The organism is Pigmentiphaga sp. GD03639, assembly GCF_029845405.1.
In the GTDB taxonomy this organism is placed as follows: Bacteria; Pseudomonadota; Gammaproteobacteria; order Burkholderiales; family Burkholderiaceae_B; genus Pigmentiphaga; species Pigmentiphaga daeguensis.
The window spans coordinates 26,907-47,400 of sequence record NZ_JAOCLR010000018.1 but is presented as its reverse complement, the minus strand read 5'-3'; the positions used below and the strand labels follow the sequence as shown (position 1 = coordinate 47,400).

Annotated in this window: 19 protein-coding genes and 1 tRNA gene; 10 read left to right on the top strand and 10 right to left on the bottom strand. The window is 68.4% G+C overall.

Annotated features, from left to right (window positions below):
- Positions 1 to 27: 27 nt before the first annotated feature.
- The 4 genes from N5K27_RS18450 to N5K27_RS18435 are packed head-to-tail and all read right to left on the bottom strand — an operon-like array spanning position 28 to position 4,105.
- Positions 28 to 1,002 carry a tripartite tricarboxylate transporter substrate binding protein gene (locus N5K27_RS18450; RefSeq protein WP_279817996.1) on the bottom strand — a complete coding sequence of 325 codons (975 nt, stop codon included), beginning with the start codon at positions 1,000 to 1,002 and terminating at the stop codon, positions 28 to 30.
- A gap of 57 nt (positions 1,003 to 1,059) precedes the next feature.
- Entirely contained in the window at positions 1,060 to 1,977 is a 918-nt protein-coding gene (locus N5K27_RS18445; RefSeq protein WP_243724452.1) for a CoA ester lyase, read from the bottom strand.
- Positions 1,974 to 3,221: a CoA transferase gene (locus N5K27_RS18440; protein ID WP_087836894.1), complete on the bottom strand. Its 1,248-nt coding sequence runs from the start codon at positions 3,219 to 3,221 to the stop codon at positions 1,974 to 1,976. The genes N5K27_RS18445 and N5K27_RS18440 overlap by 4 nt, the downstream gene beginning before the upstream one ends.
- The gene (locus N5K27_RS18435; protein ID WP_176400639.1) at positions 3,218 to 4,105 is read right to left on the bottom strand and encodes a MaoC family dehydratase N-terminal domain-containing protein; all 888 of its coding nucleotides are present in this window, start codon (positions 4,103 to 4,105) and stop codon (positions 3,218 to 3,220) included. The genes N5K27_RS18440 and N5K27_RS18435 overlap by 4 nt, the downstream gene beginning before the upstream one ends.
- 120 nt (positions 4,106 to 4,225) lie before the next feature.
- On the opposite strand from N5K27_RS18435, the gene N5K27_RS18430 reads away from it, so the two are divergent.
- The 4 genes from N5K27_RS18430 to N5K27_RS18415 all read left to right on the top strand — a co-directional run bounded on the left by N5K27_RS18430 (position 4,226) and on the right by N5K27_RS18415 (position 8,069).
- Complete coding sequence (locus tag N5K27_RS18430; protein WP_087836896.1) at positions 4,226 to 5,161, top strand: LysR substrate-binding domain-containing protein; 936 nt, start codon at positions 4,226 to 4,228, stop codon at positions 5,159 to 5,161.
- Positions 5,162 to 5,292: 131 nt separating this feature from the next.
- The gene (locus N5K27_RS18425; RefSeq protein ID WP_087836897.1) at positions 5,293 to 6,126 is read left to right on the top strand and encodes an IclR family transcriptional regulator; all 834 of its coding nucleotides are present in this window, start codon (positions 5,293 to 5,295) and stop codon (positions 6,124 to 6,126) included.
- Between the two features lie 42 nt (positions 6,127 to 6,168).
- Positions 6,169 to 7,158, top strand: coding sequence for a tripartite tricarboxylate transporter substrate binding protein (locus N5K27_RS18420; protein WP_087836898.1), 990 nt, complete (start codon positions 6,169 to 6,171; stop codon positions 7,156 to 7,158).
- 26 nt (positions 7,159 to 7,184) lie between these two features.
- The gene (locus N5K27_RS18415) at positions 7,185 to 8,069 is read left to right on the top strand and encodes a TauD/TfdA family dioxygenase (protein WP_087836899.1); all 885 of its coding nucleotides are present in this window, start codon (positions 7,185 to 7,187) and stop codon (positions 8,067 to 8,069) included.
- Positions 8,070 to 8,077: 8 nt separating this feature from the next.
- Here N5K27_RS18415 and N5K27_RS18410 read toward each other — a convergent pair whose 3' ends face one another.
- Genes N5K27_RS18410 through N5K27_RS18400 form a run of 3 tightly spaced genes read right to left on the bottom strand, consistent with a single transcriptional unit; the run spans position 8,078 to position 10,598 of the window.
- Positions 8,078 to 8,491 carry a cupin domain-containing protein gene (locus N5K27_RS18410; RefSeq protein ID WP_087836900.1) on the bottom strand — a complete coding sequence of 138 codons (414 nt, stop codon included), beginning with the start codon at positions 8,489 to 8,491 and terminating at the stop codon, positions 8,078 to 8,080.
- 16 nt (positions 8,492 to 8,507) lie between these two features.
- Positions 8,508 to 9,479, bottom strand: a complete 972-nt coding sequence (locus N5K27_RS18405; protein ID WP_087836901.1) for a tripartite tricarboxylate transporter substrate binding protein — start codon at positions 9,477 to 9,479, stop codon at positions 8,508 to 8,510.
- Positions 9,480 to 9,530: 51 nt separating this feature from the next.
- The gene (locus N5K27_RS18400) at positions 9,531 to 10,598 is read right to left on the bottom strand and encodes an Ldh family oxidoreductase (protein ID WP_279817984.1); all 1,068 of its coding nucleotides are present in this window, start codon (positions 10,596 to 10,598) and stop codon (positions 9,531 to 9,533) included.
- A gap of 114 nt (positions 10,599 to 10,712) precedes the next feature.
- Between N5K27_RS18400 and N5K27_RS18395 the strand changes: the two genes are divergently transcribed.
- On the top strand, positions 10,713 to 11,666 hold the full coding sequence (locus N5K27_RS18395; protein WP_132979413.1) for a LysR substrate-binding domain-containing protein: 954 nt from the start codon (positions 10,713 to 10,715) through the stop codon (positions 11,664 to 11,666).
- Between the two features lie 36 nt (positions 11,667 to 11,702).
- Here the strand turns inward: N5K27_RS18395 and N5K27_RS18390 are convergent.
- Positions 11,703 to 11,777 (bottom strand) — tRNA-Arg (locus tag N5K27_RS18390).
- A gap of 127 nt (positions 11,778 to 11,904) precedes the next feature.
- Between N5K27_RS18390 and N5K27_RS18385 the strand changes: the two genes are divergently transcribed.
- Positions 11,905 to 13,320, top strand: a complete 1,416-nt coding sequence (locus N5K27_RS18385; protein WP_087836904.1) for an amino acid permease — start codon at positions 11,905 to 11,907, stop codon at positions 13,318 to 13,320.
- Here N5K27_RS18385 and N5K27_RS18380 read toward each other — a convergent pair.
- Positions 13,301 to 15,613 (bottom strand): molybdopterin guanine dinucleotide-containing S/N-oxide reductase, encoded by a 2,313-nt coding sequence (locus N5K27_RS18380; protein ID WP_132979414.1) that lies wholly within the window; start codon positions 15,611 to 15,613, stop codon positions 13,301 to 13,303. The two genes, N5K27_RS18385 and N5K27_RS18380, sit on opposite strands and share 20 nt — an antisense overlap.
- 16 nt (positions 15,614 to 15,629) lie before the next feature.
- Positions 15,630 to 16,088: an Lrp/AsnC family transcriptional regulator gene (locus N5K27_RS18375; protein WP_087781515.1), complete on the bottom strand. Its 459-nt coding sequence runs from the start codon at positions 16,086 to 16,088 to the stop codon at positions 15,630 to 15,632.
- Between the two features lie 183 nt (positions 16,089 to 16,271).
- Between N5K27_RS18375 and metC the strand changes: the two genes are divergently transcribed.
- From metC to N5K27_RS18355, 4 genes are all read left to right on the top strand, one after another.
- The gene (gene metC / locus N5K27_RS18370) at positions 16,272 to 17,474 is read left to right on the top strand and encodes a cystathionine beta-lyase (protein ID WP_279817980.1); all 1,203 of its coding nucleotides are present in this window, start codon (positions 16,272 to 16,274) and stop codon (positions 17,472 to 17,474) included.
- An 82-nt stretch (positions 17,475 to 17,556) separates the two neighbouring features.
- The gene (locus tag N5K27_RS18365; RefSeq protein ID WP_279817979.1) at positions 17,557 to 18,492 is read left to right on the top strand and encodes a 4-hydroxy-tetrahydrodipicolinate synthase; all 936 of its coding nucleotides are present in this window, start codon (positions 17,557 to 17,559) and stop codon (positions 18,490 to 18,492) included.
- Between the two features lie 16 nt (positions 18,493 to 18,508).
- Positions 18,509 to 19,288 carry an SDR family oxidoreductase gene (locus N5K27_RS18360; RefSeq protein WP_087836908.1) on the top strand — a complete coding sequence of 260 codons (780 nt, stop codon included), beginning with the start codon at positions 18,509 to 18,511 and terminating at the stop codon, positions 19,286 to 19,288.
- Positions 19,289 to 19,484: 196 nt separating this feature from the next.
- A complete protein-coding gene (locus N5K27_RS18355) occupies positions 19,485 to 20,489 on the top strand; it encodes a tripartite tricarboxylate transporter substrate binding protein (protein ID WP_279817978.1) in 1,005 nt (334 codons plus the stop codon).
- The last annotated feature ends 5 nt before the right edge of the window (positions 20,490 to 20,494 follow it).

The following is a 20,494-nucleotide window of genomic DNA, read 5'->3' as shown; positions in this document are numbered from 1 at the left end:
AAGAACATCCGGGCCGCCCGCGGGCCATCAGTCGATGATGATGTTGGCCTTCTGGATGACCGGCCGCCAGAGCTGGATCTGGTCCTTGATGTACTGGCCGAATTCCTCGGGCGTGTTGTACATCGGCTCCAGCCCTTCCTTGCGGAACTGCTCCAGGGTTTCCGGATTCTTCAGCACCGCCACGATCTCCTTGTTCAAGCGATCCACGATGGGCTTGGGCGTGCCCGCGATGGTCAGGAGGCCATACCACTGGCTGGCCTCGAAACCTTCGAGGCCCTTGGTCTCGCTGATGGTCGGCACGTCGGGCAATTGCGGCAGGCGCTTGGCGGTGGCCACGGCGATGGGGCGCAGGCGGCCGGCCTGGAAGAACGGCGCAAGCGGCGGATAGCCGGTCAGCACCAGCGAAGTCACGCCGCCGACCAGGTCGTTCAGCGCGGGCGCCGTTCCCTTGTAGGGCACGTGCTGGATCTGGATGTTGGCCTTGAGCTTGAAGTATTCGGTGGCCAGGTGGGCCGCGCTGCCGTTGCCGCCCGAGGCGTAGTCGTAGCCGTTGGGCTTGGCGCGCACGGCCTTGATCAGTTCGTCCACCGTGCGCACGTCCAGCTTGGCCGGGTTGACCGCCAGCACGTTGGGCACGCCGGCCACCAGCGAGATCGGGGCGAAATCCTTCACCGGATCGTAGGGCAGGCGGCGATACAGCGTGGCATTGGCGCCGAAGGTGCCGATGGCGCCCATGATCAGGGTGTAGCCGTCGGCCGGCTGCGACTTGGCGTACTGCGTGCCCACGATGCCGCCCGCGCCGGGCTTGTTCTCGACCACGATGGGCTGGCCGAGCGCCGCGCCCAGCTGCTTGCTCATGACGCGCGCGATGATGTCGGTGCTGCCGCCCGGCGTGAACGGGACGACCAGGGTGATGGGCCGGGACGGATAGTTGTCGGCCGCATGCAGCGGAGCGGCGAAAGCGGCGCAGATGATGGCCGAGGTGACGACTTGCTTGAACATGACGATGGGTCTCCTGTGTGTATTGATATATGGGCGGCGAGCCCGCCGCCCCGTGGCTCAGGGACGGGCGCCCCGGGCCTCGATGCGCCGCTGGCGCGCGATCAGCCTTCGGGCCCGTTCGATGACCGGAATGTCGATCATCCTGCCGTCCAGCTGGAACGACGCGCGGCCTTCGGCCTGCGCCTGCTCCGCCGCCTCGATGACGCGCGCGGCATGCGCGACGTCCTCGGGCCGCGGCCCGTACTCCTCGTTGACGATGGCGACCTGCCCCGGATGCACGCAGCTCGCGCCGTCGAAACCGAACTGGCGCGAGCGCCTGACCATGGCGCGGAACCGGTCCCAGTCGGAAAAATCGGCCACGGTGCCGATATAGCCCAGCGGCATGACGCCGGCGGCGCGCGCCGCCAGGATCATTCGCTGCTTGGGCATCAGCAGCGCCTCGTCGGTGGGCTCGAAGCCGCCGTTCAGGGCGAAGTCCTCGCCCCCTATGTTGATGGCCGCCACGCGCGGCGAGGCGCGGGCGATGTCGGTCATCTCCTCGAACGCCTCGGGCGTCTCGATCATGACCAGGAAACGGGTGTGTCCCATGGCCAGGCCACGGTCCGCCTCCAGCTCGGTCACCAGTTCGTCCAGCAGCCGCACGTGCGACGGGCCGTCCACCTTGGTGATGGCGATCCCGTCCACGTCCGCGCCCACGCTGGCCTCGACGTCGCGCACGCACAGGCCGAGCGGGCGGTTCACCCGCACCAGCACGTCGGCCCCGCCGCGCCGCACCTGCGCGGCGGCGGCCGCGACCGCTTCGCGCGCCACGGCTTTCTCGGAAGCCGGCACGCTGTCCTCGAGGTCGAGCATGATGGCATCCGCGCCGCGGGTGTGCGCCTTCTCGATGAAGCGCGGCACGTTCGCCGGCACATACAGCAGCGATCGCCAGACCGGCAGCTCGCGCTGCCTGGCTTGTTCGGCCATGCTCGTCATCGTGCCTCCTCCCGCGTGGCGGCGTGATCGACCGTGGCGCCGCTGGCCACCATGGCCTGGATGTCCTCCTCGCCCAGGCCGGCGTCGCGCAACAGTTCGATGCTGTGCTCGCCGATGTGCGGCGCGGGCCACTTGAGAGCCGGCTCGTAGGTCGAGAAACGGACCGGATTGCGCAGGTTGGTGATCGTGCCTTCGGTGGGATGCTCGACCTTCTGGAACAGCCCCGTGTCGGCCAGGTGCGGATCGTCCAGCACCGAATCCAGCGTGTGCAGCGGCATCGCGGGAATGTCGGCGGCCTCCAGGATCTCCAGCCATTCGGCCGTGGTCCGCGTCGCGAACACCTCGTTGCGGATGCGGAACATCTCGCCGATGTTCTCGAAACGGGCGCGTTTCTCGGCAAAGCGCGGATCGGTCCGCAACTCGGGGCGGCCCATCGCCTCGAACATCGCGAAGACTTGCGCGTCGGTATTGGCGGTCACGCAGATATAGCCGTCGGCGGTGCGGACCGGCCGCGAATTGGGGTCCAGCAGGCGCGAGTCGCCGGTGGCGCCCAGCGGCGGATCGAAGGTCTTCAGGAACATGTGCTCGGCCAGCACGAAGGCGGTCATGCTCTCGAACATGGGCACCTCGACCACTTGCGGGCCGCCGTGCCGCAACCGCTGCACCACCGCCATCAGGATGCTGTTGGCCACCATCACCCCCACGGTACGATCGGCGATGACCATGGGCACGAAACGCGGCTGGCCGTCGCCGCCGTTGTTGATGGCAGCCAGGCCCGAGGCGCCCTGGATGATGGAATCGTAGGCGGGCTTGTCGCGGTAGCGACCTTCCTGGCCGAAGCCCACCACGCTGCAATAGATCAGGTCGGGCTTGAGCCGGATCAGGTCCTCGGCCGACAGGCCCAGGCGCGCCGCCGCCGACGGCCGCATGTTGTGCACCACCACGTCGGCCGACGCGATCAGCTTCTTCAGGGCATCGAGCGCGCCGGGTTTCTTCAGGTCCAGCGCCAGGCTCTTCTTGTTGCGGTTCAGGTGCAGGTATTTCGCCGCCATGCCGGGCGTGGGAGAACGCCCGCCTATCCAGCGCGCCAGATCGCCCGAGGGATGCTCGATCTTGATGACCTCGGCGCCGAAGTCCGCCAGGAACTGCGTCGCGTAGGGCCCCACCACCACCTGCGTCAGGTCGACGATGCGCAGGCCTTCCAGCGGCGCGCGGCCCGCCTGCTGCGATACGGATGCCGTCATGCCGACTCCTTCGTGGCCGAGCCTTGCAGCGTGGTCTTGCCCGCTTCGGTCACGACGCGGAACTCGATCGCGCCGGGCGCTTCGCCCGCGCGGCTCTCGACGCGGAAGGGCACGCCCTCGAACAGCGGCGAGGTATTGCGGGTGGTCAGGCTCGACAGGCGCGCGCCGCCCCAGGCCTCGTGCAGGTGCTCGGCGGCGCAGAGCGCCCCCAGGCCGCCGTTGACCACCAGGCCGGGATAGCCTTCGACCTGGGTGGCATAGGGCTGGTCGTAGTGGATGCGGTGGCCGTTGAAGCACAGCGCGCTGTAGCGGAAGATCATCACGGCATCGGCCACGATGGTGTCGGACCGGTGCAGGGCCTCGAAGGCGGGCGCGGCGGCAGCCTTGGCCGCGCCGCCGTCCTTGGCCAGGGTGCTGTCGCGGTAGACCACGTCCTGCTCCTCGACCACCACGGTGCCGGCGGCATTGCTGACGACGTGGCGCACGGTAACGAACACCAGCGGTCCGGAACTGCCCTGCTTGGGGGTGATCGAGGCGATGGTGGACACCCGCTCGAGTTCGTCGCCGATGCGGATGGGCGCGACGAACTGGATGCGCTTGCCGGCGAACATGCGCTTGGGCAGCGGCACGGGCGGCAGGAAGTCGCCCAGCGCCGGATGGCCGTCGCGGCCGAGCTGGGAGCGCGGCACGACGCGCGGGAAGAGCACGCTATACCACATCTGCGGGAATTCGGCGCCCCGGGCGAACGCGGCGCCGCGCGAGGACTCGATGGTGGCCGACAGGCGTTCGGCCAGTTGGGGGGTGACGACGTCGGCGTTCGTCTCGCTGCGGCCCACCCAGGCTTGCAACGCGTCGAGTGCCGCGGGCGTGGTGTCGGAGGTCACGATGGTGTCTCGCTGGAGTTCTGTAGTACGGCGCCCATCGTAGACCCGCCCCTCGTTTCCGAGAAATGATAAATTGCGGATGTCTATTCCATTTTGGAAACGTACTCCTGGAATACCCCCATGAAACTCCAGCAAGTGCGCGCCTTCTGCGCCGTCATCGACCATGACATGAGCGTGTCGCGGGCGGCGCGGGCCCTGCACACCACCCAGTCGGCGGTCAGCAAGCAGATCGGCCAGTTGGAGGACAGCCTGGGCGTGGCGCTGCTGATTCGCGCCAAGAGCCGCATCCTGGGGCTGACCGACGTGGGCCGGCAGGTGCTGCAATGCATGCGCGGCATCCTGGCGGCGACCGAGGATATCTCGCTGATCGTGGCCGACCACCGGCGCGAGGCCGGCGGCCGGCTGGCCATCGCCACCACGCACACGCACGCCCGCTACGCGCTGCAGGACATCGTGCCGGGCTTCACCCGGCGCCACCCGGGCGTGGGCCTGCACCTGGTCCAGGCCACGCCGTCCGAGATCGCCGACCTGGTGGCCACCGGCGAAGTCGACCTGGGCCTGTCCACCGCGCCGCAGATCCTGCCGCCTTCGCTGGCCACCATCCCCTGCTACCAGCTCAAGCACGTGCTGATCGGCGAGCGCGGCCATCCCGTGTTCGAGACGTCGCCCTTGACACTGGAGGCCATTGCCCGCCACCCGCTCATCACCTACAGCGAACAGCACGCCATCGGCCGGCGGGTGAACGAAGCCTTCGCCGCCGCCGGCCTGTCGCCCAAGATCGCCATGCGCGGCACCGACGTGGAGATCATGAAAAGCTATGCGGCCACCGGCGTGGGCCTGGCCGTCATCCCGCTGATCGCCTATTCCCGCACGCGCGACCGCAAGCTCGACGCGCGCCCGGTGGACCACCTGTTCCCGACCAGCATCGTCTACGCGCTGGCCCGGCGCGGCGCGTACTGGCCGCGCCACCTGTACGAGTTCGTCGGCAAGCTGGCGCCGGACCTGACGCCCGCCGCGATCGAAGAGGCGTTGCTGAGCACCGAGCCGCCGGCCTGATGCGCATTCCGCATGCAAAAGCGGAAAAATGAAAATGGTTTTTGGAAACGGTTGTTTTCGCGTGGCGGCGATCCTAGAGTGATTTCCGACGGCGGCCATCCCGGGCCGCCCCCCCGGATATCGCCCACGCCATGCGCCGCCGCACCCAGCCGCCCGCCAACGTCACCGCCCTGGAACGCGGATTCGCCGTACTCGACTGCTTCGCGCGCGCCGCGGGCCCGCTGGGCAACGGCGACATCGCCGAAGCCACCGGCATACCCCGCCCCACCGCCTATCGCCTGATCTCCACGCTGGTCGCGCTGGGCCAGCTGCGACCCTGTCCGGACTCCGACAAGTACGAACTGGCCGCCGGCGTGGTGCGCCTGGCGCAATCCTTCCTCGGCGCGATCGACGCCCGCCGCCTGGTGCGGCCGCACCTCGTGGCGCTGGCCGAGGCATGCGGCGCCTCGGCTTTCCTGGGCCTGCGCGACGGCACCGACATCCTGGTGGTCGAGGCGGCCCGCGCGCGATCGGCCGTGGCCTTCCTGGGCGCCGACGTCGGCACCCGCATGTCGCTGGCCAGTTCGGCGCTGGGACGGGCCTGGCTATCGGGCGTGGATGCGCTGACCTGCGCCACCGTCGGCGCCGATACGCTGGCCGCCGGCAGCACCGTGACCGCCTCGCGCCTGGACGCGGCGCTGCGCAAGGCGCGCCGGCTGGGCTACGCGGCCTCGCAGGGCGAATGGCACGCACAGATCAATGCCGTGGCCACGCCGGTGCGCGCGCCCAGCGGCGAGGTCTTCGCCATCAATTGCGGCGGCCCCTCGTTCCTGATCACGCCCGACAAGCTGCACGACCTCGTCATTCCCCGGCTGCTGCGCGCGGCGGCCGACTTCGCCGACGAAATCGGCGGCATTTCCGGCCCCGCGCTGACCGCGGCCGTGCCGCCCGTTCCCCGCAAACGGATGGCCGCCTCGTCGGCGTAGGGCCATCCGCCCCCCACGACCAGAAAACAGAAGGAGACACCCATGCCCGACTTTCCTCCCCGCCCGGGGCGGCGCACCGCGCTTGCCGCGCTGCTCGCCGCGGCGGCCGCGCCCCGCCTCTCGGCCGCCCAGGACGAGAACTGGCCCAATCGCCCCGTCAAGCTCATCGTGCCCTTCGCGCCCGGCGGGCCGACCGACACGATCGCCCGCATGCTGGCCGAGAAGATGCAGGCCGCCTGGCAGCAACCCGTCGTGGTCGACTACAAGCCGGGCGGCGGCACCATCACCGGCACCAATACGGTCGCCAAGGCGCCGGCCGACGGCTACACGCTGGGCATGGCCATCAGCGCGCTGATGATCAATCCCAGCATGCAGCCCTCGCTGCCCTACGACACGCGCAAGGACCTGGCCGCCGTCTCGCAGGTCGCGCTGACGCACTTCGGCCTGTTCGCGCACCCCTCGCTGCCGGTCGACACCGTGCCCGAACTGATCGCCTATGCCAGGAAGAACCCGGGCAAGCTCAGCTACGCCACGCCGGGCGTGGGCACGGGCACGCACCTGGCCGGCGAACTGCTGGCCCACATGGCGGGCATCGAGCTGGTGCACGTGCCTTACAAGGGCAGCAGCCCGGCGCAGCAGGACGTGGTGGGCGGACGCGTGCCGCTGCTGTTCGACGTGATGTTCTCGGCCATGCCCTACGTCGAGGACAAGCGGCTCAAGCTGATCGCGCTCGCCAGTCCCAAGCGGGCCGCGAGCCATCCCGACATTCCGCTGATCGCCGAGACCGTGCCGGGCTTCTCGGCGATGAGCACGATCGGCATCGTCGAGCCCGCGGGCGTCCCCGCCGCGCTGCGGCGGCGCGTCGGCGCGGACATCGGACGCATCGTGAAGGCACCGGACCTGGCGGCGCGCATGCAGCAGCTGGGCATGGAGCCGGTGGGCTCGACCCCCGAGCAATACGCCGCGCTGATCGACGCCGAAATCGACAAATGGGCCAAGGTGGTCAAGACCGCCGGCATCAAGATCGAATAGATTCCCCACAAGGAGAAATCCATACCATGGCACTTACGCTCACGCCCCTGACGCCCGGCTTCGTCGCCGAAGCCTCGGGACTGGACCTCGCCCGGCCGCTGGATGCGGCCGCCGTCCGCGCCATCGAAAAAGCGATGGACGACTACGCCGTGCTGGTGTTCCGCGACCAGCCGCTGGACCAGGACCAGCAGATCCGCTTCGCCAAGAGCTTCGGTCCGCTGGACCTGGGGCTGCGCAAGGTCAAGGGCGGCGCCCACCGCTTCGACCACGCGGAACTGGCGGACATCTCGAACGTCACCGTCGACGGCTCGGTCGCCGGCCGCGAACACGCCAAGATCGTCGGCAACATCGCCAACCAGCTCTGGCACAGCGACAGCTCGTTCCAGCGCCCGCGGGCCAAGTATTCGATGCTGTCGGCGGTGGTCGTGCCGCAGGACGGCGGCCAGACGGAATTCGCCGACCTGCGCGCCGCCTACGACCATCTGCCGGAGGCCATGAAGGCCGCCATCGGCGACCTCCAGGCCGTGCACTACGCCCTGCACTCGCGCTTCCTGCTGGGCGACACCGACTATACCGAGGCCCAGCGCAATGCCCTGCCTCCGGTGCGCTGGCCGCTGGTGCAGACCGATCCGCGCTCCGGCCGCAAGATCCTGTTCGTGGGCATCCACGCCTGCGAAGTCGTGGGCATGACCGTGGCCGAGGGCCGCATGCTGCTGCTCGACCTGCTCGAACACGCGACCCAGCGCGAGTTCGTCTACCGCCACGCGTGGCGCGTGGGCGACCTGGTCATGTGGGACAACACCGCCACCCTGCATCGCGGCCGGCGCTTCGACTTCGCGCAGCGGCGCGAGCTGCGGCGCGCGACCACCGAGGAAGTGCAGTTGTCGGCCGAGGCGCGCGCGGCGGCCTGACCCTGCCGCTACTTGCCGTGCTCGGCCGCGATCGGCCGGGTCTCGCCGGTCTCCACCAGGCTGCGGGTGGCGTCCGGCGAGCCGTAGATCCACAGGATCTTCATCGGCCGCGTCGCCGACAGGTTGCGGAAGCGGTGCGGCACGCCCGGCGGAATGTAGGTCGCGTCGTGCGCCTTGAGCGGGTGGGACTCGCCGTCGATGTCGAGCACGGCCTCGCCCTCGATCAGCACGACGCTTTCCTCGCAGTTGTGGAAATGGAAGGGAATCTGCGCGCCGGCCTCGAATTCGGTGTAGCCGGTCAGGAAACCCTGGGCGCCGACCTGGCGCCCGACCAGCGGCGTGGTGCGCGCGCCGCCGCCGCGGTCGTGGACGGGCAGTTCGGCGGCCTTGAGCAGGACGGCCCGGGATGGCGTGACGTTCATCGTGGGTTCCTCGGCCTCAGTTGGACTGGATGTTGCCGTCGCGGATCAGTTGCTGGTACAGGTCGAAGTTGCCGCGCGTGGCGGCGCCGAATTCGTCGGGGCCGATGCCGCGCAGGGTCATGCCCAGCGGCGCCAACTGCGCCTTCACGTCGGACGCGGCCAGGGCCTTCACCACGCTCTGGTGCAGGCGGTCGACGATGGGCCGGGGCGTCCCGTGCGGCGCGACGATCGTGGCCCACGAGTCGAAGAAGAACCCGGGCAGGCCGGAGGTGTCCACCGTCGGCACCCCGGGGAACTGCGCCAGCGGCTCCTTCGTGGATACCGCCAGCAGCTTCACCTTGCCGCCCTGGATCAACCCCGCCACCGTTCCCAGCCCCTGGAATCCCGCCTGCACTTCCTTGCCCGCCACCGCCACGGCGCCGGGCGTCGCGCCCTTGTAGGGCACGTGCACGATGTCCAGGCCGGCCTTGCGGGCGAACAGCGCCATCGCGATGTGCTGCGGACTGCCGTTGCCGCCCGAGCTGTAGTTGATGCGGCCGGGGTTGGCGCGCGCATCGGCGATGAAATCGGCCGCGGTCTTGTAGGGGGAGTCGGCCGGCACCACCAGCCCCCACTCGACCGTCGCCACCAGCGACACCGGATCGAAGTCCTTCAGGGGATGCCACGGCATGCTGGGATAGATGTGCGGGATCATGGTGAGGATGCTGTCGTTGAAGCCGCCCAGCGTGTAGCCGTCCGGCGCGGCCTTGGCCACCTTGTCCGCGCCGATCAGCCCGGACGAGCCGGGAATGTTCTCGACCACGAAGGGCTGGCCCAGGTCCTCGGACATCTTCTGGACCACGATCCGGACCGCCTTGTCCACCGCGGAGCCCGCGGCCAGCGGGATCACCATGCGGACGGGCTTGGCGGGATAGGCGTCGGCTGCCCGCGCGGGGGTGCCCGCGCAGACCAGCAGCGCCATGCCCACGCTTGCGATGATGGACTTCATGTCTGTCTCCTCCCCCGTCTGTGCGGGTGGTGTCTGGGAACGAATCTGCGGTCAGCTGGCCAGGAGCGGAATCTCCAGTTCCCTGGCCAGCTGGTCCAGCTCGGCCGCCACGCCGCGGGAAACGGGAATGCCCGTTTCCCGGTAGTGCCGGCGGCGCACGTGGCTCTGTTCGCCGGGCATCCAGATGCGCTCGGTGCCGGGCATGCGGGCGCTGCCGCGCAGGTCTCCCACCAGCCGGTCGACCGCCTCCTTGAAGCCCTGCACCGGGCCGAAGGCGGCCAGGTTCAGGACCAGCATGGCCTGGCCGGTATTGGTCGGCGTGACGTGGTCCTTGTTGAAATCGACGACGTCCCGCCCCATCGCGGCACCGTTCAGCGTGCCGGCCAGCAGGCCAACCATCAGGGCCAGGCCATAGCCCTTGTGGCCGCCTATGGGCATCAGGAAACCCTCGTCCGAACGCGTGGGGTCAAGCAGCGGCCGGCCCTCGCGGTCGATCATCCAACCCTCGGGCATCATCTCGCCGCGCTTGGCCTTGGCCTTGACCTTGCCATAGGCCGCCACCGTGGTCGCCATGTCCAGCACCACCGGCGGCTCGTCGCCCGCCGGCACGCCGACCGAGATGGGATTGGTCGACAGCAGCATGTCGGTGCCGCCCCAGGGCGGCAGGTGATTGGCGTTGCCCACCGCGAAATAGATGCCGACCATGTCGTGCCGCAGCGGCATGGCCGAGTACAGCGAGGCCGGGCCGGCATGGTTGCTGCGGCGCGTGCCCACCCAGGCCGCACCCTGGGTCCTGGCCTTGTCGATGGCGATTGCGGTCGCGCGCGACACCACCAGGTGTCCCATGCCGTTGTCGCCGTCCACGACGGCCATGCCCGGCATGTCGGCCACCACCCGGATGTCGGGCCGCACGTTGATGCCGCCCGACCGGATCCGCCTGACGTATTGGGGCAGGCGGATGACGCCGTGGCCGTCCGAGCCCTGCAGGTCGGCCTGGGCCATCAGGCCCGCCACGGTGGCGGCATCGCCCTCGGGCAGCCCCGCTCGCCGCAGCGCCGCGGCAATGAATCGCTCCAGTTGTTCCAGGGAAACCGATATCGAATTGCTATCTACACCCATGTCCGTCCATGCCACAGCGCGTTGACGGCCAATGCTAGAGAGCGCCAGGGCGGAAATCCAATACAGAATTCGCTCCGGGCCATATCATCCTGATATGGTTTATCGGGGGCAGCCATGAATCTGCGCACCTTGCGGTACTTCGTCGCCATCGTCGACGCCGGCAGCCTGAGCGCGGCCGCGCAGGCCATCTCCATCGCCCAGCCCGCGCTCAGCCGCCAACTGCGCGAGCTGGAACGGGAAATGGGCCAGCCCCTGCTGATACGAGGCGCGCGCGGCGTGCGGCTGACGGCCGCGGGGCTGACGCTGTACGAGTCCGCGCAGCGCATGCTGGCCGAGGCGGCCCGGCTGCGCCGGCAGATGACGCAGCGCCCGGCCAGCGCCGCCACCACGGTCACCATCGGCATCTCGCCCACCCTGGCCGCGGTGCTGGTGCCGGGCCTGTTCGAACAATCGCGGCGGGGCCTGGACGGCATCCGCATCAAGGTGCGCGAGGCCTTCACGCCCTCGCTGCTGGAATGGGTGGAACGTGGAATGGTGGACATGGCCGTGGTCACCAACCCCAGTCCAGGCGGTGCGCTGGCCCTGCAGCCGCTGCTGGGCGAACCCTTCGCGCTGGTCGCCAACGTCGCGCTGGGCCTGGGCCCCGTCATCCCGGCCACGCAGTTGCATCGCATGCCGCTGCTGATGACCTCCTTGCACCGCGACATCGTGGACAGGCAATTGATGCCGCTGGGCGTGGACCTGCGATTGGAGGCCGAGATCGACTCGGTCGACGCCATCCGGGAACTCGTCTGCCGGGGCCGCTGGGCCACCATCATGCCGATCTCGGTGTTCAAGGACCTGGTTGCCGCGGGCCGGGTGACCGGCTCGGAAATCACCGGCGTGCAACTGAACCGCATGCTGGTGCTGGCGCGCCGCATCGAGCGGGACAGCCCGGCGGCCTACGACGCGGTGCAGGACCTGCTGCACGCGGAATTCGCGCGGCTCAATCGCGCCAATGTATTCGGCATATCGAACCTGGGCGGGCCATTCGCTGGCGAACGGGATGCCATGCGGGCAGGAGAGTGACGGGGAAAGGGCGCAGGAACGACGAGGGGCGGCGGGTGGCGTCCCCACCAGGAATCGAACCTGGATCTGATTCTTAGGAGGAACCTGTTCTATCCATTGAACTACAGGGACGCAAGCCCGCTACTGTAACAGCAGAAAGGCCCCCGGGACAAGAATCGCCTTGCCGGTGCAAGCCATGTGAGAATGCGGTCAACGGACCGGGCGAGAACGCGCCGACACCACATCCAGCGAGGTGCCCATGGACCTGTTCCGCGTCAAGAGCATAGACAGCATGCTGGCGCAGCGCGAGACGGCGGGCTTGCGCAAAAGCCTGTCCACCTTCGACCTCGTCATGCTGGGCGTGGGCGCGGTCGTCGGCTCGGGCATCTTCATCCTGACCGGCACCGGCAGCCTGATCGCCGGCCCCGCGCTGTCGCTGTCCTTCGTCCTGGCCGCCATCGCCTGCTTTTTCTCGGCGCTGTCCTATGCCGAATTCTCGTCATCGCTGCCCGTATCGGGCTCGGTCTACACCTATGTCTACGCCACGCTGGGTGAACTGCCCGCCTGGCTGATCGGCTGGATCCTGATCCTGGAGTTCGGCCTGGCGGCCTCGGCCGTCGCCGCTGGCTGGTCCGGCTACCTGCAATCGCTGATCGCCGGCTTCGGCCTGCACCTGCCCGAGGCGCTGCGCGCCGCGCCGGGCGCGGTGGCCGGCAGCGCGTCGCTGTTCAACCTGCCGGCCTTCCTCGTCCTGGCCGCCATCACCGCCCTGCTCTCGCTCGGCGTGCGCCAATCCAAGCGCGTCAACAACGCGATGGTAGTGATCAAGATCCTGGTGGTGGTGCTGTTCATCGCCGCCGGCGCCACCCACGTGCGAACCGAGAACTGGACGCCCTTCATGCCCTACGGCATGAGCGGCGTCTATGCCGGCGCCGCGCTGATGTTCTATGCGTTCATCGGCTTCGACGCGGTCGCGTCCTCGGCCGAGGAAGTCAGGAATCCGCAGCGGTCGCTACCCCTCGGCATCCTGGGCTCGCTGCTGATCTGCACCGTGCTGTACGTGCTCGTGACCCTGGTCATGACCGGTATCGTGCCTTACCAGGACTTCACCGCCAATTCCGACCACCCGGTCTCGCTGGCCTTGCAGCGCACCGGGCAGCTGGGCCTGGCCGGCGTGGTCGACCTGGGCGCGATCCTGGGCATGACGACGGTCATCCTCGTCATGAGCTACGGCCTGACGCGCATCCTCTACGCCATGGCGCGCGACGGCCTGCTGCCACGGCGGCTGGCCAGCCTGCATCCGCGCCATGCGACGCCCTTCACGTTGACGTGGACCGTCGGACTGGCCTTCGCGCTGATCGCCGGGCTCATCCCCCTGGCGGTGCTGGCCGAGCTGATCAACATCGGCACGCTGACCGCCTTCGCGCTGATCTCGCTGGCGGTCATCGTCCTGCGCAGGACCCATCCGGAACTGCGCCGCGGCTTCCGCTGCCCCGGCGTCCCCTACGTCCCGCTCGCGGCCGTCGTCTGCTGCGTCTTCCTGATCGCGCACCTGGACCGGATCACCTGGCTGGCCTTCTGCGTATGGCTGCTGGCGGGCCTCGCGGTGTATTTCCTGTATTCGCGCCGCAAGGCCGTGCTGGCCGGCGAACCGGTCACGCCGCCTGGACGCTGATCGCCGGCACCTCGAAGGCTTCCACCCGCGGCGCCTCGCCTTCCCACTTGCGGATCTCCACCAGCGCCGACAGCGCGCTGGGCGCCTGCGCCAGGCGCGAGGTACCCGCGTCCAGGGTCAGCACGTTGGGATTGCCATGCCGCTCCAGCGCCGCATCCAGGGGATCGAACCACGCGCCGGTGGACATGATGGCCACGCCGCGCATCACGTCGTCCTGCACGGAGGCCGCCGCGATGCAGGCGCCGCGGTCGTTGTAGACCTTGACGAGGTCGCCGTCCCGGATCCCGCGCGCCGCCGCGTCCTCGGCCGCCATCCGCACGCGCTCGCGCCCGTGCAGCTTGTTGGCGGTGGACACGATGCCGGCGTCCAGCTGCGAGTGCAGCTTGTCGCCCGGCTGCGATGTGACCAGGTGCAGCGGAAAGCGCGCGGCCAGGTCCGCGCCCAGCCATTCGGCCGGCGGCACCCAGGCCGGATGGGGCGGGCAGTCGTCGTAGCCGAAGCCGGCGATGCGCTCGGAATAGATTTCTATGCGGCCCGACGGCGTCTTGAGCGGATGGGCGGCGGGATCGCGGCGGAACTCCTCGAACAGCACGAACTCGCGCGTCGGCTCGGGCAGTTCCAGGTGTCCCGCGCGCCAGAAGTCCTCGAAACCGGGCGCCTCGAATCCCGCCTCGCGCCACCCCGCGGCCATGCCGTCATAGATGTGGCGTATCCACTGGAACTCGTCGCGGCCGCCGGTGAAGGCCTGCTCGTAGCCGCCCATGGCGGCCAGCTCGCGATAGATGTCGAAGTCGTTGCGGCTTTGCGCATGCGGCGCCAGCGCCTGATGCATGGCCAGCACGAAGCGGTCGCGCGAGGAACCGCCGATGTCGTTGCGCTCGAGCGTGGTGGTGGCCGGCAGCACGATGTCGGCGCGGCGCGCGGTGGGCGTCCACCAGCTGTCGTGCACGACGATGGTCTGGGGCTTGCTCCAGGCGCGCACCAGGCGGTTCAGGTCCTGGTGGTGATGGAAGGGATTACCGCCCGCCCAGTAGATCATCTGGATGTCGGGGTAGACGTCCTTGCGGCCGTTGAACTCGAAAGGCTCGCCGGGCTGCAGCAGCATGTCGGCGATGCGCGCCACGGGAATCGAGCGGCCGATGGGGTTCGCTCCCGAGGACATCTCGGGCGAGGCCGCGGCCGGCCGCGGATTGCCCACGCCGTTCATGGAACCGTGGCCGAACGCGAAGCCGCCGCCGGGCAGGCCGATCTGCCCCAGCGCCGCCGCCAGCGCGATCGCCGCCCAATAGGGTTGCTCGCCGCGGTGCGCCCGCTGCAGCGACCAGGTGCAGGTCAGCATGGTGCGCGTGTCGGCCGCGCGCCGCGCCAGGGCGCGTATGTCGGCCGCCGGCACGCCGCACAGCTCCTGCGCCCACTCGGGACTCTTGGCCTGGCCGTCGGCCCTGCCCAGCACGTAGTCGGCGAAGCGGTCGAAGCCGGCGCAATGGGTCTGCACGAAATCGGCGGCGTGCCGGCCCTCGGCCAACAGCACGTGCACCATGGCCAGCATCAGGGCGGCATCCGTGTTGGGCCGGATGGGGATCCAGCGCGCATCGATGCCTTCCGGCACGTCCGCCCGGGTGGGGCTGACGACCACGAATTCGACGCCCGCTTCCCTGGCGCGCGCCAGCCAGCGCGGCGTGGAATGCTCGCCGGCGCCGCCCGAGGTGATCTGGGTATTGCGCAGCGGTATCCCGCCGAAGGCCACGAGCAGCCGCGTGTGCGCGGCCACGCTGTTCCAGTCGGTGACCCGCCCGGTGACCGGCGAATAGGTGCCGATGATGTGCGGCAGCAGGAATTGCGCCGCGCCCCAGCTGTAGTTGCCGGCCTGGTTGACGCAGCCACCGCCCGCGTTCAGGAAACGGTGGGTCTGCGTGCGCGCATGGTGCAGGCGGCCGGCCGAGGACCAGCCGTACGATCCGCCGAAGATCGACGCATCGCCATGCGTGGTCCGGATGCGCGCCAGTTCGTCGGCCACGAGCTTCAGGGCCACGTCCCATTCCACTTCCACGAACCGGTCGCCGCCACGCGCGCTGCGATCGGCGCGTTCGCGGTCGCGCAGCCATCCCTCGCGCACGGCGGGGCGGGCGATGCGCAAGGGCGAGTGGACCATGCCGGGCATGGACCGCAGGATGGGCGACGGGGCCGGATCGAGCGCGAACGGCTCGCAGGCCTGCAGGCGACCGTCGGCGACGACGGCGGTGAAGGCGCCCCAGTGGGACAGGGACGGAAAGCGTTTGACATCTACGGCCATGGCGGTCTCGGCAGGATCAAGCGTAGTCCAACGGCAGCGCCGTCGTGTATTTCAGTTCTTCCATCGCGAAACTCGAGCTGACGTCGAAGAGTTCCACGACCTGTATGAGTTTCTTGTACACCATATCGAAGCCCTGGATGTCCGGAACCACGACCTTGAGCAGGTAATCGATCTCGCCGCTCATCCGGTAGAACTCGACCACCTCGGGCATGTCGCGCACCCCGGCGGCGAATTTCTGCAGCCATTGCAGGTCGTGGTGGTTGGTCTTGACGGCCACGAACACGGTCACTCCCACGCCCAGCTTGCGGTTGTCGAGCAGGCACACCTGCTTGCGGATCACACCCTCCTGCGTCAGACGCTGGATGCGTTTCCAGCACGCGGTGGGGGACAGGCTGACCCGCTCGGCGATCTCGTTGACCGAGAGCGTGGCGTCTTCCTGGAGGATAGAAAGAATATTGCTGTCTTTTTTATCCATGGGGAATCAATCACTATTCTAGAGATTGGAGGATAAATAATTTTCCCATTTTTTGACAAACCGGTGTCAATAAGGAAAAAAATTTAATCCCCTTCCCCCCTACACTTTCTCCATGCCCGACCGTATCGCGGATGGGGTTCGGCGCCGCCGGCGCCGTCTGTGCATTCGAGGACAAACGCAGCAATGAAAGAGAAGACCAGGCTGGTTACCGCCGGCAGGCATCCCGAGCGTTTCGCCGGGCTCGTGAATACCCCGATCTTCCGCGGATCGACCATTCTTCACGGGTCGATGGCCGAATGGGAGGAAAAGAAGAAGCGGCGCGCCGCCGACGAGCCGGGCGCCACCACCTATGGCCGCTTCGGCACGCCCACCCACCACGCGCTGGAAGAAGCCATCGCCGAACTGGAAGGCGGCCACCGTTCGCAGGTGTTCCCGTCGGGGCTGGCGGCCTGCGCCACCGCGCTGACCGCCCTGCTGGCCGCCGGCGACCACGTGCTGCTGACCGACAGCGCCTATTCCCCCACGCGCACCTTCCTGACCCGCGTGCTGGGCCGTTTCGGCGTGGAAGTGACCATCTACGACCCGACCTCGGGCGGCGGCATCGAAGCCAGCATGCGGCCCAACACCCGCGTGGTCTACGTCGAGTCGCCCGGATCCGAGACCTTCGAGATCCAGGACATCCCCGCCATCGCGGCCGTGGCCCATCGCCACGGCGCCAAGGTGGTCATGGACAACACCTGGGGCACGCCGCTGTTCTTCAAGCCCTTCCAGCACGGCGTGGACGTCTCCATCCAGGCCGCGACCAAGTACATCGTCGGCCACTCCGACGCCATGCTGGGCATCGTCACCTGCACCGAGGAAACCTGGCCGCTGATCAAGCGCACCACCCAGGACCTGGGCCAGACCGCCGGCCCCGACGACGTCTATCTCGCGCTGCGCGGCCTGCGCACCATGAACGTGCGCCTGCAGCAGCACTGGAAGTCGGGCGTCGAGGTGGCTTCGTGGCTGGAGACCCGGCCCGAGGTGGAAAAGGTGCTGCACCCCGCGCTGCCCAGCCATCCCGGCCACGCGCTGTGGAAACGCGACTTCCTGGGCGCCGCCGGACTGTTCGCGGTGGTGCTCAAGCCCGCATCGCCGGCCGCGGTGGAAGCCTTCATCGACAGCCTGCAGTTGTTCGGCATCGGCGTATCGTGGGGCGGCTACGAAAGCCTGGTCATCCCCTTCAACCCGTCGGGCGACCGCGTCACCGCCAAGTGGCCGTACACCGGCCAGGCGCTGCGGCTGCACATCGGGCTGGAGGATCCGGCCGACCTGATCGCCGACCTGGAAGGCGGCTTCGCCGCACTGGCCGAAATCGATTCGGCCCCCGTCGCGCGCCGGGCCTGACCGGGAAACCCAGGTCTCGCGCGGGGAACGAGGGTTTCCCCGCGGAGTATCATGTAACAGTTAATCAATCGGTGGAATCGCCATGGCTAAGATGAAAATCGAAGGGTCGTTCGTCGCCCTGATCACTCCTTTCAATCAAGACGGCAGCGTCGATTTCGAAGGCTTCCGCACCCTGCTCAAGTTCCATGAGGACAACGGCACCTCCGCCGTGCTGATCATGGGCTCGACGGGCGAGGTCTCGATGCTGTCGCAGCAGGAGCGCCAGCAGATCATCGCCGAGACCGCCAAGATGAAGAACGGCAAGATGAAGTTCTTCTATGGCTGCACCGGCAACAACACCGCCACCACCATCGACTACCTGCGCTTCGCCCACGCCAACGGCGCGGACGGCGCCATCCTGGCCGCGCCGGCCTACATCTGCGGCCCCGAGTCCGACATCGAGGACTACTTCCTGGAAGTGGCCGACGCCACCGACCTGCCGCTGGGCATCTACAACAACCCGCCGCGCGTGAAGACCGACCTGCACTGGGACAACCTGCTGCGCATCTTCAAGCATCCCAACTACGTCGTGCACAAGGAATCGACCACCCGCGTGGGCCAGGTCGCCCAAGTGCTGCGCGCCCGCCCCGACGTGGCCGTGATGTGCTGCGACTCGCCCAACCTGGGCCTGGTCGTCCCGACCATGAGCCTGGGCGGCCACGGCACCGCCAACATGACCGGCAACATCGCCCCGGCCGAGATCGCCACGATCTCCAAGCCCTGGAAGACGCCGGAAGTGTCCGAGAGCTTCCGCGACATGTACCTGCACATGCTGCCCATGCTGCACTTCTCGTATTCGGCCATCAATCCGGTGGCGATCAAGTCGCTGATGAAGGCCGTGGGCCTGCCCGCCGGCGACCTGCGCAAGCCGCTCAAGGGCCTGGCCCCCGAGGCGCTGCAGAAGGGCCTGCGCGTGGTGCGCGAGCTGGAGCTCGACAAGAAGTACGGCTGGAGCTCGCCCGAGCTGAAGTCGGCCTGACGGACGGACGCGACTCATGGACCTCGGCATCCAAGGCAGGAGCGCGCTGGTATTCGGCGGCAGCCGCGGCATGGGGCGCGCCTGCGCGCACCAGTTGTCGCAAGAGGGCGTGCTCGTGACCATCGCGGCGCGCACCCAGGCCACGCTCGAGAAGGCGGCGGCGGAGATCACCGCGCAGACCGGCACGCCGGTACGCTACGTGGTCGCCAACATCACCACCGAAGCGGGACGCGACGCGGCGCTGGCCGCCTGCCCCGCTCCGGACATCCTGGTCAACAATGCCGACGGCCCGGAGCCCGGCGATTTCCGCAAGTGGACGCTGGACGACTGGCACCAGGCGCTGGACTCGATGATGCTGGGTCCGATCGAGATGATCCGCCGCACGGTGGATGGCATGGTCGAACGCAAGTTCGGCCGCATCGTCAACATCGTGTCGCGCAGCGTGAAGACGCCGCAGATCGAGCTGGGCCTGTCCAACGGTGCGCGCTCGGGCCTGGTGGGCTTCGTGGCGGGACTGGCGCGCCAGACCGTGCGCCACAACGTCACGATCAACAACCTGCTGCCGGGCGTGTTCGCCACCGACGCCCAGCGCCGCCACATCGAGGGCATGCTGGAGGACACCGGCAAGACCTTCGACCAGTTGTGGGAAGAACGCGGCAGCAACAACCCCGCCGGCCGCTATGGGCGCGCCGAGGAACTGGGTGCGCTATGCGCCTTCGTGTGCTCGGCGCACACGGGCTACATCACCGGCCAAAGCCTCCTGATCGATGGCGGCGGCTACCCGGGCACGTTCTGACGGGCACCTGGACAGCGATCCGGGAACAAGAAGGAAAACAGGAGAACAACAAGGCGTCCGCGCCGTCCCGCTTGCGGAACGGCCCAGGATGCGCGGGCTCCGGCCCACCCCGACAGGGGAAGGCCGGAGCATTTTCTAATAACCGCAAAATATATAGAAAACGGAGACAATTCTGTTTTTCGAATATGGGGAAATCATGAACCGCACGACCCGCCGCACTTTCCTGCACACCTCCCTGGCCGTCGCCGGCCTGGCCGGTGCCGCAGCCCTGGCCAGCCCTGCCCATGCGCAGGGCGATTATCCGTCCCGTCCGATCACCATCGTCGTCCCGCACGCCCCTGGCGGCGCGGTCGACAACACGGCGCGCCTGTTCGCCGACAAGCTCAGGGACGAGCTCAAGCAGTCGATCGTGGTCGAGAACCGCGCCGGCGCGTCGGGCATGATCGGCGCCGCCTATGTCGCGCGCGCGGAACCGGACGGCTACACGCTGTACTTCAATGCCTCGATCCACGCCATCAATCCGCTGCTGTACAAGAAGAACATCAAGTTCGACGCGGTCAAGGACTTCGCCCCCGTCAGCATGCTGGCCCAGGGCGCGCTGATCTTCAGCGTCCATCCCTCGGTCCCGGCCCACAACGTGCAGGAGTTCGTCTCCGTCCTGAAGGCCAACCCCACCAAGTACACCTTCGTGACCAGCGGCTTCGGCTCGGCCGGCCACCTCGGCGCCGCGCAGTTCCTGCACGAGGCCCACCTGACGGGCGACATCCCCATCGTGCTGTACAAGGGCGCCGCCCCGGCGCTGCAGGATCTGGTGGGCGGCCAGGTGTCGGCCATGATGGATCCCATGCTGTCGTCGCTGCCGCACGTGAAGGCCGGCAAGCTGCGCGCCCTGGCCGTGACCGGCCGCGAACGCAGCCCGCTGCTGCCCGACGTGCCCACCATGCGCGAATCCGGCTTCAAGGACTTCGAGTTCTACTCCTGGTATGGCCTGTGGGCGCCCGCCAAGGTGCCGGCCCCCATCCTGAAGAAGCTGGACGCCGCCACGGCCAAGATCATGGCGTCGCCCGACATGAAGGAACGCCTGTCGTCGCTGGGCTTCGAATCGGCCTACAAGAATTCGGCCGACTTCGCCAAGTACATCGACTCGGAGATGGCGCGCTACCAGAAGATCATCGACGCGGCCAAGATCACGGTCGAATAAGCGGC

Coding starts and splice junctions, on each gene's coding strand:
- N5K27_RS18450 (WP_279817996.1), bottom strand. CDS start 1,002: ATGTTCAAGCAAGTCGTCACCTCGGCCATCATCTGCGCCGCTTTCGCC.
- N5K27_RS18445 (WP_243724452.1), bottom strand. CDS start 1,977: ATGACGAGCATGGCCGAACAAGCCAGGCAGCGCGAGCTGCCGGTCTGG.
- N5K27_RS18440 (WP_087836894.1), bottom strand. CDS start 3,221: ATGACGGCATCCGTATCGCAGCAGGCGGGCCGCGCGCCGCTGGAAGGC.
- N5K27_RS18430 (WP_087836896.1), top strand. CDS start 4,226: ATGAAACTCCAGCAAGTGCGCGCCTTCTGCGCCGTCATCGACCATGAC.
- N5K27_RS18425 (WP_087836897.1), top strand. CDS start 5,293: ATGCGCCGCCGCACCCAGCCGCCCGCCAACGTCACCGCCCTGGAACGC.
- N5K27_RS18420 (WP_087836898.1), top strand. CDS start 6,169: ATGCCCGACTTTCCTCCCCGCCCGGGGCGGCGCACCGCGCTTGCCGCG.
- N5K27_RS18415 (WP_087836899.1), top strand. CDS start 7,185: ATGGCACTTACGCTCACGCCCCTGACGCCCGGCTTCGTCGCCGAAGCC.
- N5K27_RS18410 (WP_087836900.1), bottom strand. CDS start 8,491: ATGAACGTCACGCCATCCCGGGCCGTCCTGCTCAAGGCCGCCGAACTG.
- N5K27_RS18405 (WP_087836901.1), bottom strand. CDS start 9,479: ATGAAGTCCATCATCGCAAGCGTGGGCATGGCGCTGCTGGTCTGCGCG.
- N5K27_RS18400 (WP_279817984.1), bottom strand. CDS start 10,598: ATGGGTGTAGATAGCAATTCGATATCGGTTTCCCTGGAACAACTGGAG.
- N5K27_RS18395 (WP_132979413.1), top strand. CDS start 10,713: ATGAATCTGCGCACCTTGCGGTACTTCGTCGCCATCGTCGACGCCGGC.
- N5K27_RS18385 (WP_087836904.1), top strand. CDS start 11,905: ATGGACCTGTTCCGCGTCAAGAGCATAGACAGCATGCTGGCGCAGCGC.
- N5K27_RS18380 (WP_132979414.1), bottom strand. CDS start 15,613: ATGGCCGTAGATGTCAAACGCTTTCCGTCCCTGTCCCACTGGGGCGCC.
- N5K27_RS18375 (WP_087781515.1), bottom strand. CDS start 16,088: ATGGATAAAAAAGACAGCAATATTCTTTCTATCCTCCAGGAAGACGCC.
- metC (WP_279817980.1), top strand. CDS start 16,272: ATGAAAGAGAAGACCAGGCTGGTTACCGCCGGCAGGCATCCCGAGCGT.
- N5K27_RS18365 (WP_279817979.1), top strand. CDS start 17,557: ATGGCTAAGATGAAAATCGAAGGGTCGTTCGTCGCCCTGATCACTCCT.
- N5K27_RS18360 (WP_087836908.1), top strand. CDS start 18,509: ATGGACCTCGGCATCCAAGGCAGGAGCGCGCTGGTATTCGGCGGCAGC.
- N5K27_RS18355 (WP_279817978.1), top strand. CDS start 19,485: ATGAACCGCACGACCCGCCGCACTTTCCTGCACACCTCCCTGGCCGTC.